This is a genomic window from Polyangium sp. 6x1 (assembly GCF_029946515.1).
Classification (GTDB): Bacteria; Myxococcota_A; Polyangia; order Polyangiales; family Polyangiaceae; genus Polyangium.
Window position 1 is genome coordinate 31209 of sequence record NZ_JARZHH010000054.1, and the last position, 14370, is coordinate 45578.

Here is a 14370-nt window from a genome sequence, read left to right on the forward strand (position 1 = left end):
TGCATTAAGGTGCGAGCGTGCTGTCTCGAACAACGCTAAGCATGTGCCCTTGACCACGCTGGGTGAGGACCGCTCATCCAGAGAGGGGTCGTTCAGCGGACCAAGGACGTCCCTGGGAAACGAAGAATGAGCACAAAAGAAGCCATCGTCTCCAAGCAGAGCCGCGCTGCGCGCCTGAATGGCACGCACAAGACCTCGAACGGCGTCGATGGACATCTCAATGGTCGAGGCACCCCCAAGAACGGCGCGAGGAGCGTCGGCAGGACGACGCGGAGCCGCGGCGCCTCCGCCATCGCGGAGTGGGAGCGCCTCTCCGACGACAGCCGCGCCGAGGTCGAGCACCTCCAGGAAGTCCTGAAGGCCGTCAAGCAGGGCGATTTCACGGTCCGCTTCGAATACCAGAAAGACGGGATTCTGAGCCGCACGGGCGAGCTCTTGAATGACGTCATCGGCCTGAACGAGCACATGACGAGCGAGCTCGTTCGTGTCGGAAAGGTCGTCGGCCAGGAAGGCAAGATGCACGAGCGCGCCTCCGTCGGCCCCGCGAAGGGCTCGTGGGCGAGCTGCATGGCGTCCGTCAATCAGCTCATCTCCGACCTCGTGGCGCCGACGAACGAGGTCGCGCGCGTCATCACCGCTGTCGCCCGCGGCGACCTCTCGCAGAAGATGGTCCTCGAAATCGACGGTCGCCCGGTGCGCGGCGAATTCCTCCGCATCGGCACCACCGTCAACTCGATGGTCGATCAGCTGAACTCGTTCGCCGCCGAAGTCACGCGCGTCGCGAAGGAGGTCGGTAACGAAGGAAAGCTCGGCGGGCAGGCGGACGTCAAAGGCGTCTCCGGCACGTGGAAGGACCTGACGGACAACGTCAATGGCCTCGCGGCGAACCTGACCGCGCAGGTGCGTAACATCGCGAAGGTGACGACGGCCGTCGCCAAGGGCGACCTCTCGCAAAAGATCACCGTCGATGCCCGCGGCGAGATCCTCGAGCTGAAGAACACGATCAACGTCATGGTCGATCAGCTCTCGTCGTTCGCCGCGGAGGTCACGCGCGTCGCGAAGGAAGTCGGCACCGAGGGCAAGCTCGGCGGGCAGGCGGACGTGAAAGGCGTCTCCGGCACGTGGAAGGACCTGACGGACAACGTCAATGGCCTCGCGGCCAATTTGACGGCCCAGGTCCGCAGCATCGCGAAGGTGACGACCGCGGTCGCCAATGGCGACCTCTCGCAGAAGATCACGGTCGACGCGCGCGGCGAGATCTACGAGCTCAAGAACACCATCAATACGATGGTCGACACGCTCCGCTCGTTCGCCGCGGAGGTGACGCGCGTCGCGAAGGAGGTCGGCAACGAAGGCAAGCTCGGCGGTCAGGCCGAGGTGCAGGGCGTCTCCGGCACGTGGAAGGACCTGACGGACAACGTCAATGGTCTCGCCGCCAATTTGACGGCCCAGGTGCGCAACATCGCGAAGGTGACGACGGCCGTCGCCAAGGGCGACCTCTCGCAGAAGATCACGGTCGACGCGCGCGGCGAGATCCTCGAGCTGAAGAACACGATCAACGTCATGGTCGACCAGCTCTCGTCGTTCGCCGCGGAGGTCACGCGCGTCGCGAAGGAGGTCGGCAACGAGGGCAAGCTCGGCGGGCAGGCCGAAGTGAAAGGCGTCTCCGGCACGTGGAAGGACCTGACGGACAACGTCAATGGTCTCGCCGCCAATTTGACCGTCCAGCTCCGTGACGTGTCCAAGGTCGCGACCGCCATTGCGAACGGCGATTTGACGCAGAAGATCACCGTCGACGTCAAGGGCGAGATCCTCCAGATCAAGGACGTCATCAACAAGATGGTCGATCAGCTGAACTCGTTCGCCGCGGAGGTGACGCGCGTCGCGAAGGAGGTCGGCACCGAGGGCAAGCTCGGCGGTCAGGCCAATGTGAAGGGCGTTTCCGGCACGTGGAAGGACCTGACCGATAACGTCAACGTCCTCGCGGCGAACCTCACCACGCAGGTGCGCAACATCGCGAATGTCACGACGGCCGTCGCGAAGGGCGATCTTTCGCAAAAGATCACGGTCGACGCGCGCGGCGAGATCCTCGAGCTGAAGAACACGATCAACGTCATGGTCGACCAGCTCAATTCGTTCGCCGCGGAGGTGACGCGCGTCGCGAAGGAGGTCGGCACCGAGGGCAAGCTCGGCGGCCAGGCCGAGGTGAAGGGCATTTCCGGCACGTGGAAGGACCTGACCGACAACGTCAACGTCCTCGCGGCGAACCTCACCGTGCAGGTCCGCAACATCGCGAATGTCACGACGGCCGTCGCGAGGGGGGACCTCTCGCAAAAGATCACGGTCGACGCGCGCGGCGAAATCCTCGAGCTCAAGAATACGATCAACGTCATGGTCGGCCAGCTCCGCTCGTTCGCCGCGGAGGTGACGCGCGTCGCGAAAGAGGTCGGCACCGAGGGCAAGCTCGGCGGCCAGGCCGACGTCAAAGGCGTCTCCGGCACGTGGAAAGATTTGACCGATAACGTCAACGTCCTCGCGGCGAACCTCACCACGCAGGTGCGCAACATCGCGAAGGTGACGACGGCCGTCGCGAAAGGCGATCTTTCGCAAAAGATCACGGTCGACGCGCGCGGCGAGATCCTGGAGCTCAAGAGCACCATCAATACGATGGTCGACACGCTCAATTCGTTCGCCGCGGAGGTGACGCGCGTCGCGAAGGAGGTCGGCACCGAGGGCAAGCTCGGCGGCCAGGCCGACGTCAAGGGCGTGTATGGCACGTGGAAGGACCTGACGGACAACGTCAATGCCATGGCGTCGAACCTCACGGTCCAGCTCCGCGACGTGTCCAAGGTCGCGACGGCCATCGCCAATGGCGATCTGACGCAGAAAATCACGGTCGACGTCAAAGGCGAGATCCTCCAGATCAAGGACGTCATCAACAAGATGGTCGACCAGCTCAATTCGTTCGCCGCGGAGGTGACGCGCGTCGCGAAGGAGGTCGGCACCGAGGGCAAGCTCGGCGGGCAGGCGGACGTGAAAGGCGTCTCGGGCGTCTGGAAGGACCTGACCGACAACGTCAACGTCATGGCCGCGAATCTGACGAAGCAGGTGCGCGGCATCGTGAAGGTCGTCACCGCGGTCGCCACCGGCGATCTGAGCCAGAAGTTCGTGCTCGAAGCGAAAGGCGAGGTCGCCGCGCTCGCCGAGACGATCAACAACATGACCGATACGCTGCGCACGTTCGCCGATCAGGTGACCACGGTCGCGCGCGAGGTCGGTATCGAGGGCAAGCTCGGCGCGGAGGCCAAGGTCCCCGGCGTCTCCGGCGTCTGGAAGGATCTGACCGACAACGTCAATATCATGGCCTCGAACCTGACGAAGCAGGTGCGCGGCATCGTGAAGGTCGTGACCGCGGTCGCGAACGGCGATTTGCGGCAGAAATTCGTCCTCGAAGCGAAGGGCGAGGTCGCCGCGCTCGCGGAGACGATCAACAACATGACCGATACGCTGCGCATCTTCGCCGATCAGGTGACCACGGTGGCGCGCGAGGTCGGTATCGAGGGCAAGCTCGGCGGTCAGGCCAAGGTGCCCGGCGCGGCCGGCACGTGGCGCGATCTGACCGATAACGTCAATCAGCTCGCCGGGAACCTGACGTCACAGGTCCGCGCGATCGGCGAGGTGTCCACCGCCGTCGCGCAGGGCGATCTGACCCGGTACATCACGGTCGAGGCGCAAGGCGAGGTTGCCGCGCTGAAAGACAACATCAATCAGATGATCGGCAACCTCAAGGACACGACGCACAAGAACCAGGAGCAGGACTGGCTGAAGACGAACCTCGCCAAGTTCTCCAGCATGATGCAGGGCCAGCGCAGCATCGTCTCGGTCGCCCGGCTCATCATGTCCGAGCTCACGCCGCTCGTGGACGCGCAGCACGGCGCGTTTTACATGATGGAGAGCGACGCCTCGGGCGAGCCTGCCCTGCACCTCATCGCGAGTTATGGGTTCGGCGGTCGCAAGAACCTCTCGAATACGTACCGATTGAAGGAGAGCTTGATCGGGCAATGCGCGTTCGAGAAGAAGCGCATCCTTCTCCACGACGTGCCCGACGGGTTCATCTACATCGCGACGGGCATGGGGGAGGCGCCGCCGCGCAGCGTCGTCGTCCTGCCGGTGCTCTTCGAGGGCGAGACGAAGGCGATCATCGAGCTCGCCTCGTTCAAGCCGTTCGTCGCGAACCACCTCGCGTTCCTCGATCAGTTGATGGATAGCATCGGCGTCATCCTCAACATGATCTCCTCCAGCATGCGGACGGAGGAGCTCTTGCAGCAGCTCAAGAAGTCGAATGCGGAGCTCGAAGCGCAGGCGGCGGAGCTCAACGAAAAGGCGAAGCTGCTCGAGATCAAGAACAACGAGGTGGAGCTCGCGAGCCTGAGCCTCGAGGAGAAGGCCGAGCAGCTCCAGCTCATCTCCAAGTACAAGTCGGAGTTCCTCGCGAACATGTCGCACGAGCTCCGGACGCCGCTCAACAGCCTGCTCATCCTGTCGAAGATGCTGGCGGACAACCAGCACGGAAACCTCACGGCCGAGCAGGTCCGCTTTGCGCAGACGGTCTACACGTCGGGCAATGATCTCCTGGCGCTGATCAACGAGATCCTCGATCTGTCGAAGGTCGAGGCGGGCAAGATGCCCATCGATCCGAGGACGTTCCGCCTCGCGGACGTCCGCGAGTACCTGGAGCAGACGTTCCGGCACGTCGCGGACCAGAAATCGCTGTCGTTCGAGGTCCGAATGGATCCCCATCTGCCGGAGACGCTTTACACCGACGTCAATCGGCTCCAGCAGATCCTGAAGAACCTCCTCTCGAACGCATTCAAGTTCACGAGCGAGGGCGGAGTATCCATGACGATCGCCGTGGCGCCGGGGGATCGGGGCGAGACGATGATCTGCTTCGCCGCGCAGGACACCGGGATCGGAATCCCGCCGGAGAAGCAGAAGCTCATCTTCGAGGCCTTCCAGCAGGCCGACGGGACCACGAGCCGCAAATACGGCGGCACGGGCCTCGGGCTCACGATAAGCCGCGAGATCGCGCGCCTGCTCGGCGGCACGATCGACGTCGTGAGCGCGCCGAACCGGGGCAGCACCTTCACGCTGTACCTGCCGGCGACCTATGTCGGCCCGGAGGCCCCGGAGCGCGACGAATCGAGCTCCGCGCCGGCGTCCACGGACAAGGACGTGCTGAAGCTCCCGGCGGACGCCGAGTTCAGCGGGATGAAGGTGCTGCTCGTCGACGACGACAACCGAAACCTCTTCGCCCTCCGGACGGTGCTGGAGGCGCAGAACATCGAGGTGCTCCACGCGGAGAACGGGCGCATCGCGCTCGAATTGCTCCAGGTGCACCCCGACGTCGACCTCGTGCTCATGGACACGATGATGCCGGAGATGGATGGGCTCACCGCGACCCGCGCCATTCGCGACATCATCCAGTTCCAGTCGCTCCCCATCATCTCCCTCACCGCGAAGGCGATGAAGGGTGATCGGGAGAAGGCGCTCGCGGCCGGCGCTTCCGATTACGTGACCAAGCCAGTCGATCCGGAGCGCCTGCTCGCCGTCATCCACGGCTGGCGCTTCAAGAAGCACGTGGGCCCGTGTCTGCTCGATTGAAACCGTTCGCCCCTCAGGAAGCCATGAATGCGGAACAACGCACGGCGACGGCGAGCGTCCTGCTCGTCGACGATACTCCGGCAAACCTCCTCGTCCTCGCGGCGGTGCTGAAGCCGCTCGGCGCGCGGCTCGTGGAGGCGAAATCAGGGAGCGAGGCGCTGGAATGCGTGCGTCGCGAGTCGTTCGCGGTCGTGCTGCTCGACGTCCAGATGCCGGACATGGACGGATTCGAGGTCGCGCGCCGGATGCGCGCGACCGAGCACGGCCGCGAGGTCCCGATCCTGTTCTTGACGGCCATTCACCGCGACGAGGCCTACGCGCGGCGCGGATACGCGGTCGGGGCAGCGGACTACATCACGAAGCCCTTCAACGTCGACGTCCTCCGCGCCCGCGTGAAGGCCTTCGTGGATCTCTTCCAGCAAAGGGAGGAGATCCGCAAAGCCCAGGTCGAGCTGCGGACGCGGGAGCGCGACGAGGCCGTGCGCAGGCTCGTGGCATTCGAGCGTATCGCGACGGCGGCGCTCGACACGGACGACCTCGGCGTGCTTTTGCGCGAGCTGCTCGATATCTTCCTCGGCGCGGCGGACGCGGCCGATACGGCGACCGTGCTGCTCCGGGAGGGCGACGATCTCCGTGTGCGCGCCGCGGTGGGCCCGCACGGGGCCGAGGAGGGCATGTCCGTGCGGATCGGCGAGGGCCTCTGCGGGGCGATCGCCGCGGGCAAGCAGCCGGTCGAAATGGAGGGGGGCTCGGCCTTGCCGGATTGCGGCTGCCTCCAATCGATGGGCACGCGCGCGCTTTATGGTGTGCCGCTCCTCCATTTCGGCGAGGTCGTCGGGGTCGCCCTCATCGGTTCGCGCGGCGCGAGCGGATTTTCGGATGCGGAGAAGCGGCTCTTCGCGGCGATGGCGGAGCGCGCGGCCTGGGCCGTGGCGCGGCATCTCCAGCGCGCGGCGCACGAGGCCGAGCGCGCCGCCTTGCTCGAACGCGAGCGCGCCGCGCGCGCCGAGGCGGAGCTCGCGAGCCAGGCGAAGGATCAATTCCTCGCCACGGTCTCGCACGAGCTCCGGACGCCGCTCAATGCGATCCTCGGTTGGGCCGTGCTCGCGCAGCAAAAGGCGACGCCGCAGGTCGAGCGCGCGCTCTCGGTGATCGAGCGCAATGCACGGGCGCAGGCGCGCATCATCGACGACGTGCTCGACATCTCGCGTATCGTGAGCGGCAAGTTCCGCCTCGACGTGGTGCCGACGAACCTCCTGGAGGTCACGCAGGCCGCCGTCGAATCGCTGCGGCCCGTGGCGGAGGCGCGCGGCGTGAAGCTCACGACCCAGGTCGGACCGCTCGGCTTCACGCTCGGCGATCCCGAGCGGCTCCAGCAGGTCGTCTGGAATCTCCTCTCGAATGCGATCAAATTCACGCCGAAGGACGGCCAGGTCGAGCTCAGCGCATGTCTCTCGGGCGCGAGCCTCCTGCTCCGCGTGACCGACACGGGGCAGGGGATCGACGCGTCGTTCATGCCGTACATTTTCGAGGCGTTCCGGCAGGCGGACGGGTCCACGGCGAGGCGTCACGGAGGGCTCGGGCTCGGGCTCGCGCTCGTCAAGCAAATGGTCCAGGCGCACGGCGGGACGATCAGCGCGACGAGCGACGGAATCGGGAAAGGCTCGGCCTTCACCGTGGAGCTGCCCATCCGGAGCACGCCGGTCACACGCGCGGAGAGGGACGAGGCTGCGACGGCGAGCGATCCGCAGGTGCGGCTCGCGGGGCTCAAGGTGCTCGTGGTCGACGACGAGGAGGACGCCCGCGCGCTCTTGCGTCGCGTCCTCGAAGACAGGGGCGCGACGGTGACGCTTGCGGCGTCGAGTGACGAGGCCCTCGATGATCTCTCGCGGAGCCGGCCCGACGTGCTCGTGAGCGACATCGGATTGCCGGGCATGGATGGATATGCGCTGATTCGCAGCATTCGCACGTTGCCTCCGGAATTCGGCGGGCGCACGCCGGCGATCGCGCTCACGGCGTATGCGCGTACCGAGGACAGCCAGCGCGCGTTCGCCGCGGGGTTCCAGCGGCACGTGCCGAAGCCGGTGGACCTCGGGCGGCTCGTCTCGCTGATCGCGAACCTTTGCGGGATTCCCCTGACGGAGGCCTAGACGCCGCGTGGAGACTGTGGTCCATGAATGGCCATGACATCGCCGGAGGACGCGCTTTGGCCGGGCAGTGACCCCGAGCTCGTGGCCCGGATGGCCGCTGCGCCGGATTACCTCCTGCATACGTGGATGTGCGACTGCGCGGAGCACGCCCTCTCGGTGTGTGATGCTCTCGCCGGGGCCGCGGGATACGGCTCCATGCCGGAGCCCACGCCGATCGAGGTCAAGCGTAGCTGGCTCGCGGGCGAGGCGGACGACGCCGATCTGGAGCGCGCCCAGTACCAGGCCGTCCCGGAGTGTTATTGGGGCAAGCCGCTCGCCCTCGGCGCCGCCGTGCTCGGCGCGGCCTGGTATCCCGGCAGTGGCCTCGCCCTCGCCGAGGACGAGCATTACGCCGAGAGCATGTCGTATTACCCGAGCGCGTTCGCGGCGGCGTGCGACGTGATGCGAGAGTGCATGAAGGCGGTCGGCGATGTCGCCCACCGGGCCGCGTTGAAGTCGGGGGATCCGAGCTCCGCGGGCGAGGTATGGCGGCGCGCGCGAGAGGCCGAGATGGCGTGGCAGCGGAGCCACATTTTGTCCGCGCCGGCCGCGTGCGAAAAACTGGCGTCGCACGGGCGCAGCCAAAAGGGGCAGGGCAGGAACGAGCTTCAGGATGCATTTCTCGCCGCGACCGAGATCGGGCTCTTCGTCGTGGTCGACGCCATGGGCAGCGCGCGCGCGGCGGCCATTGCGCTGTCCATCTTCGAGGAGACCATCCGGTCCGCACGTCACGAGGGGATGCTCGACGGGGCGCTGACGAGAGCCGCGAGGAGCGTCCACGAGGCGATCAAGCATGTCATCGTCATGGAGCCCTCCCATCGTGGCATCGGCGCTCAATTCGTCGCGCTGCTCGTCGACGAGCACGAGGCGCGCGTCGCCTGGATCGGGCAGTGCCGTTGTTATCGCTCCCGCGAGGGAAAAACCGAGCGCATGACGAAGGACGACAGGACCCTCGGCTGCGCTGGCCCGGTCGACCCGGGGTTTGCGAGCGACGAGCCCGTCCTCCCGCTCATTGACCAGGTCCTCGGCGGGGATCACGAGGTCCACGTGCACGAGGAAAAACTCCCCCCGCCGAAGCCGGAAGATACGTATCTGCTCAGCACGGACGGGCTCCACGGCCTTTACCAGGACAAGGTGCACCTCGTCCTGGATGGAGCCCGGAACGAGGCACTCCCGCGCCTCACGTCGCTCCTGATGCAGAGCGCCGTCGACGTGGACGACGACGCCACGGCGCTCTGCGTGCGCATCGGGGCGTAACGAGATGGCGACGCCCTCGTCGACCGTGCCAAAGCGGCGGACGTTACGGCATCGCCGACACGCCGATCACCATTCGGTGTCCGTGCAGCATGCCCACGTAAAGCAGGATCACCACGATGAACCGCACGATACCGATCTCGGCGAGCGCCTTGCCCACGCCGCCGCGGGCGAACGGAACGAGCGAGGTCTTCGCGGCGAACGGCTCCCACGCCTCGCCGAGCGCGATTTTGCGGCGGCTGTCGATGTGTAGCATCCCGGCGATCGCCAGGAACACGATCCCACCGAACAGGCAGAGCGACGCCACGTCCCCGTTCGGCGGGATATGGGCCATCCCCCAGAGCGCGAACGACCATAACGCCGGGTGGCGCGTGATCCGCACGATGCCCCGTGGCTCCGCGCCCACCGCCTTCTCCTGCATCATCTGCGTCGGGTTTTGCGTGGAAAACCCGCAGATCATGAAGAGAAACGCGATCGGCATGACCACGACCGGGATCCACCGCGTCCACGTCGGGGCGCGCCAGAGCTCGACGTAGGGCGCCGCGCGATAGGCGAAGATCATCCAGACGAACGCCGCGAGGACGAGGAGCGAATAGACACTCTGAAACCCCTTCTCGCTGAGCTTCTGGATCAGCGGGCGCCGAAGGGGCACGCTCGACAGGCCGATGTGGCCGAGCACGAAGGAGAGCGTCGCGGCCGCGAGCACGCCGAGGGTGCCGTCCTTCTCGCTCTTCGCGGGTTCCGGTTTTGCCGGGCTGCCGATCTCGACGATGGCGGCGACGAGGTGATCGACGTCCCCCTCGCGCATCGCGAGCCCCGGCATGGCGCCGGGCATGTATCCTTCGACGACGTCGTGGTTCGGCTCGAGGATGCTGCGGCGGATGTAGGCCTCGTCCGCCACGATCTCGCGCGGTTTTTCCTGCGTCGTGACCTTCCGCGTCTTGCCGACGAGGCCGAGATAGGTCGGCCCGGGGCGCGCGGAGCCGTCGAAGGAATGGCAGGCCGCGCATCCGCGCTCGAAAAGGAGCTGCTTGCCGCGCGCGGGATCGCCGTCGGCGAGCGCGCTTGGGGCGACGAGCACGCCGAGGCCCGCGAGGGCGAGGGCCGGGAGGGTACGCATGGGGCCGGAGGGTACGACGGTCCGCGGCGATGTGCCAGAGGCCTTCGGGTGTTGCGCCCGGCGATCCGTGAATGGTAGGCTCCCGCCAATGTCGCTCGCGAGCGGGCCGCACCGGGACGAACGTCGCGCGCTCGCCGGCGTGGCTGCCTGGGCGATTGCGATCGCGTATCTGCTCGCGGCGCGCGGCATCCGCAATTTTTTCCCGCTCTCGGTCTTCGACATGTACCAGGGGCGCTCGCCCGACGTCGCGTCGCGCGTCCTCGTGGTCGACGCGGCGGGCGAGGCCGCGGAGCTCACGGCGTTCGACGGGTTTTCCTGCGCGCCCGCGTGGCCCAAGCTCGACGACGTGCGGCATTGTGCGTTCGGCGATCAGGGGCGCGTCGAATACGTGCCCCGCGACCTCCAGATCCACTTCGACGCGCACGTCACGAGCGATGCCGCCGGAATGGAGGACGGGCACATCGTCTGGCGGACGTGGACCCTCGAAGATCGCCCGGGACCACCGGCGAGCCAGGATTGCCAGCTCGCCTTCTGCCGCGTACGCCGGAGGGCGCGATGAGCCTCGCGTACAGCTCGCCCTACGACGGGTATTCGCGGACGCCGCTGCGCGTCGGGCTCGCCGTCATCGCGGGGATCGTCTTCCTCGGCGAAGCCTGGAGCGTGGCGCAGATGGCGAGGGATCCCCATTTCGTCCCGAAGTCCCCCGGCGTCCTGCCATTCTTGCCGAACGACCCGGCCTTCGCTTGGGTGCTCTTTGGGCTCGTCGCGGTCGGCCTGCTTTTCCTCGCGCTCGACCGGTTCGTGATCGCCGCGGGGGCATGGGCGATCGGGTGGATGGCCGTGCTGAGCCAGTGGCAAACCGCGCTCTTCGGCACGCCGTCGCGCAATTGCTTTTTCCCCGGGGCGATGCTCTTCGGCTGGTTCCTCGGCCTCGTCTGGGCCCGCGTCGTCGCGGGGCGCGTCGCTCTTTCGCCCGAGGGGCGGGCCTTTCGCGAGTCGCTCGCCGAGGCGGGCGCGATGGCCTGCATCGCGGCTGGATACGTGGGATCGGCGCTGAGCAAGCTCTTCGCGTCGGGGTTTGGCTGGGTCAACCCGAGCCAGATCCGCTGGCTCGTCCTCTCGCAGGAGCCGCTCGCGAGCTGGCCGTGGCTCTTCGCTTATCGGCAAACCTTGATCGAGAGCCCGGGGCTCGCGCGGCTCTCGGCGCTCCTGACGCTCGTGATCGAGGGCGGCTCGTTCGTCCTGCTCTTCGGCGCGCGCGCGCGTCTCGCGTGGACGGCCGCGATCTGGGCGCTCCACCTGAACATCATCCTGCTCTGCACGATGCCTTATCTGGAGCCGATGTCGCTCCTGCTTCTTTTCGCGGTCCCGTGGCCGCGCATCTTTCGCCGCCCGCGGATCGAGGATTCGCTGCTCGCGCAGAGGCCCGCGCTCGGGCAGCCCACGATTCCGGATGCGATGTGGATCCTGCTCTGCGTGATGATCGTGCTCGCGTGGATCGCGCCCGTCGGTTGGCGCGCGGGGTGAATCAGGCCGGTTGCGGCAACGCGGCGCGCTCTCCCGAGGGCGCGGCGCGGAATCGCCAGATGCGGTGGTCGAGCCAGTAATGGGCGAGGTTCACGCCGAGCATGGCGGCCGCCCAGGGAGGAAGAGGCAGCGCGTCCGCGGGCCGTAGGCCGCTCGCTTCGGCCGCCGCGCGGACAGCGACGGAGCCCAGCGAGAGCAGCACGACGACGCCGCCGCCGAGCCCGGTCAAGGCGACGAGATACGCGAGCCGTGAGGGCGGCGCGACGCGGGCCCGGAGCCACGCGGGCACGACGCCGAGGCCGGGGCGAGAGCGCTCGAATTTCCAGACGAAATACAGATATTGCACGTAATGCCCGCTCGCCAGGGCATACAGCGGGATCGCCGGGTGCTCGATCAGGACGGGCAAGGCGCTCCAGAAGAGCGATTGCGAGACGACGATCGCCGGGCCGAGCGGATCGACGGGTTCGCCTCTGCGAAACGCCAGGATTTCCCGCGTGACGTGAATGCAAAGGGCGAGCGCGCCGGCGACGGAGACGGCGAGGACGAGCGCGAGCGGCGGGGTGAGCAGGGGCGCCGTCGAATAGGTGTGACAAACGGCCCGCGCCCGGTAGAGGAGCGCGCCGAGCGGCAAGAGCAGGCACGCGGCCTGGTCGATGCGCAGCGCGAGCGGTGACAAACTCCGGCCGGCGCGGCGCTGGAGGGCGCGCGAGAGGCCGTAGTTCTGCATCATCGCGTGGTGCAGGCTCAGGTAATATTGCGCCCCGAGGAGCGCGGCCCCGTAACCCACGGCCTCGGCGCCGAGCGCGAAGGCGACGAGCAGCGCTGGGACGAACACGCGCTCGAACATCGCATCGCGCAATCCTCGTGGATCGAGGTACACGCGTGACCACGTGGCCGCCATGTGCGCGAGGTTCAATCCGACGAAGCTCAACGAGAAGACGTACAGCGCGGCTTTTTCGCCCACGAGGCCAGCGCCCGCCGCGAGGGCGAGGCAAACCCCCGGCAGGGCCGACGCGACGTGGCAGAGCCATTCCGCGCGGCCGGCGGGGGCGCTCGCGCGGCTCATGCCGAGGCCCCGCTCGTACGCACCCGATGACGGACGCCTTCCGCGAGCGCGCCGGCGACCGAGCCGAGCAGGTGCTGGACGTGCTCGCGTGTCGCCGGATCTCCCTTCAACGCGAGGCCGACCACGCCGAGCTGCTTCAGATAACTCGACGTCGGCAGCATGCGATATCGCCCGGCGTCGAGCAGCCATTCAATGGCAGCGGGCGGCAGGAGCGGGAGCAGGTCGAAGAGGTTCGAGAGCCGCCTGAGCTCCTCGTGCTCCGGATAATCGACGTTCCCCTCGTACATGTAGCCAGGCCCGACCTCGCCGTCGAGGATGCGGGCCACGGCTTGTTCGGTGAGCAAGCCACGCTCGCGGGCGTGGTCGAGGGCCGTCGTGCCGGGGAAATACGTCATCCAGTGGGCGATGATGCGGGTCGGGCGGACCTCGTTGTAAAAGCGGATCGCCGCGACCTGATCACCCGCGCCCTCGCCGGGCAGGCCGATGATGTGGTCGACCGAATACGACAGCCCGTGATCGGCGAGGTACCCGATCGTCTTGCGAATTCGATCCTCGTCCCCTCTTCGATCCACGGCGGCGAGCGTGTCCGAGTTGACCGTCTGCACGCCGACCCGCACCATGACGCAGCCCGCCTGGGCGAGCAGGCTCGCCATTTCGCGGTTCATCGCGTTCGGGTGCGTGTAACACTCGAACGGAATGCCGATCTCCGCGCGATAGGCCTCTGCGAACTCAGCCATCCAGCGATTGTCGAGGGTGAAGATCGGGTCCCAGAAGAAGACCTTCCTCACGCGGCCGCGGGCCTTCCACGGGCGCAATTCGCGGAGCACGTGCTCGACCGAGCGGCGGCGCACGGGTTTCTCCCCGGGGTACTGCTGCGGGAAGGTCGAGTATTCGCAGAAGCTGCAGCGGAACGGGCAGCCGCGGCGCGAGATCACGTAGTATTCGCGCTCGTAGGCGGGCACCGCCTCGTAAAAGATCGATTTGTCCGCGAAGGGCAGCTCGTCGAGGTCCTGGAAGAGCGGGCGCGGCAGGTTGCGCTTCGGCGTGAGCAGGCCCTTCGTCGTGACGTTCGCGATGTCGCGGCGGCCGAAGCGGTTTGTCTCGGCGCATGCGACGAGGTCGAGCAGCGCGCCCTCGCCTTCGCCCTCCACGACGGCGTCGATCGCGGGCTCCAAGATCGCCCGCTCCGGCGTGGAGCCGACGTGCGGCCCGCCGAACACGATCGGCACCTTCATGGAGGCCTTGATCGCGCGGGCCACGTCGACGGACCAGCGGTGCGTCGCGCTGTACGAGGTGAACGCGACGACGTCGGGTTTGGTCTTCACGACGCGCGCCGCGGTCTCCTCGGGCGGAGGTTCGAGGATGCGCGCGAGCAGCGGGATGTCGGTGCCGCTGCCCGAGGAAAACGGCCTCGGCTCGTAGACGAGCCGCGTCTCGTGCCCGTGCGCGCGGAGGTAGGCCGACAGGGCCTCGATGCCCAGGTGTTCGAGCCCGGTGGTGACGAAGGTGACGCGCATGGGGCAGGCTCGCGGGGATTCTAGAACGGCTGCGGC

Annotated in this window: 8 protein-coding genes; 5 read left to right on the plus strand and 3 right to left on the minus strand. The window is 67.2% G+C overall.

Annotation, left to right across the window (positions count from 1 at the left end):
• Nucleotides 1–126 precede the first annotated feature (126 nt).
• Genes QHF85_RS36140 through QHF85_RS36150 form a run of 3 tightly spaced genes read left to right on the plus strand, consistent with a single transcriptional unit; the run spans nucleotide 127 to nucleotide 9107 of the window.
• A complete protein-coding gene (locus QHF85_RS36140; RefSeq protein ID WP_281331957.1) occupies nucleotides 127–5661 on the plus strand; it encodes a HAMP domain-containing protein in 5535 nt (1844 codons plus the stop codon).
• Between the two features lie 23 nt (nucleotides 5662–5684).
• Nucleotides 5685–7811 carry a response regulator gene (locus tag QHF85_RS36145; RefSeq protein ID WP_281331958.1) on the plus strand — a complete coding sequence of 709 codons (2127 nt, stop codon included), beginning with the start codon at nucleotides 5685–5687 and terminating at the stop codon, nucleotides 7809–7811.
• A gap of 33 nt (nucleotides 7812–7844) precedes the next feature.
• Nucleotides 7845–9107, plus strand: coding sequence for a SpoIIE family protein phosphatase (locus QHF85_RS36150; RefSeq protein WP_281331959.1), 1263 nt, complete (start codon nucleotides 7845–7847; stop codon nucleotides 9105–9107).
• Nucleotides 9108–9150: 43 nt separating this feature from the next.
• Here the strand turns inward: QHF85_RS36150 and QHF85_RS36155 are convergent, their stop codons facing one another.
• Nucleotides 9151–10224: an NnrU family protein gene (locus QHF85_RS36155; RefSeq protein ID WP_281331960.1), complete on the minus strand. Its 1074-nt coding sequence runs from the start codon at nucleotides 10222–10224 to the stop codon at nucleotides 9151–9153.
• 88 nt (nucleotides 10225–10312) lie between these two features.
• Between QHF85_RS36155 and QHF85_RS36160 the strand changes: the two genes are divergently transcribed.
• Entirely contained in the window at nucleotides 10313–10783 is a 471-nt protein-coding gene (locus QHF85_RS36160; protein ID WP_281331961.1) for a hypothetical protein, read from the plus strand.
• The gene (locus QHF85_RS36165) at nucleotides 10780–11751 is read left to right on the plus strand and encodes a hypothetical protein (RefSeq protein ID WP_281331962.1); all 972 of its coding nucleotides are present in this window, start codon (nucleotides 10780–10782) and stop codon (nucleotides 11749–11751) included. The genes QHF85_RS36160 and QHF85_RS36165 overlap by 4 nt, the downstream gene beginning before the upstream one ends.
• 1 nt (nucleotide 11752) lies before the next feature.
• Here the strand turns inward: QHF85_RS36165 and QHF85_RS36170 are convergent, their stop codons facing one another.
• Both QHF85_RS36170 and QHF85_RS36175 read right to left on the minus strand, forming a co-directional pair.
• Nucleotides 11753–12817, minus strand: a complete 1065-nt coding sequence (locus tag QHF85_RS36170; RefSeq protein WP_281331963.1) for a hypothetical protein — start codon at nucleotides 12815–12817, stop codon at nucleotides 11753–11755.
• Nucleotides 12814–14334, minus strand: a complete 1521-nt coding sequence (locus QHF85_RS36175) for a radical SAM protein (RefSeq protein WP_281331964.1) — start codon at nucleotides 14332–14334, stop codon at nucleotides 12814–12816. Before QHF85_RS36175 ends, QHF85_RS36170 begins: the two co-directional genes overlap by 4 nt.
• Nucleotides 14335–14370 lie beyond the last annotated feature (36 nt).

What these genes read in the sequence shown, in the direction of transcription:
- QHF85_RS36175 (WP_281331964.1), bottom strand. Translation starts at nt 14,334, where the DNA reads ATGCGCGTCACCTTCGTCACCACCGGGCTCGAACACCTGGGCATCGAG.
- QHF85_RS36145 (WP_281331958.1), top strand. Translation starts at nt 5,685, where the DNA reads ATGAATGCGGAACAACGCACGGCGACGGCGAGCGTCCTGCTCGTCGAC.
- QHF85_RS36150 (WP_281331959.1), top strand. Translation starts at nt 7,845, where the DNA reads ATGACATCGCCGGAGGACGCGCTTTGGCCGGGCAGTGACCCCGAGCTC.
- QHF85_RS36170 (WP_281331963.1), bottom strand. Translation starts at nt 12,817, where the DNA reads ATGAGCCGCGCGAGCGCCCCCGCCGGCCGCGCGGAATGGCTCTGCCAC.
- QHF85_RS36155 (WP_281331960.1), bottom strand. Translation starts at nt 10,224, where the DNA reads ATGCGTACCCTCCCGGCCCTCGCCCTCGCGGGCCTCGGCGTGCTCGTC.
- QHF85_RS36165 (WP_281331962.1), top strand. Translation starts at nt 10,780, where the DNA reads ATGAGCCTCGCGTACAGCTCGCCCTACGACGGGTATTCGCGGACGCCG.
- QHF85_RS36140 (WP_281331957.1), top strand. Translation starts at nt 127, where the DNA reads ATGAGCACAAAAGAAGCCATCGTCTCCAAGCAGAGCCGCGCTGCGCGC.
- QHF85_RS36160 (WP_281331961.1), top strand. Translation starts at nt 10,313, where the DNA reads ATGTCGCTCGCGAGCGGGCCGCACCGGGACGAACGTCGCGCGCTCGCC.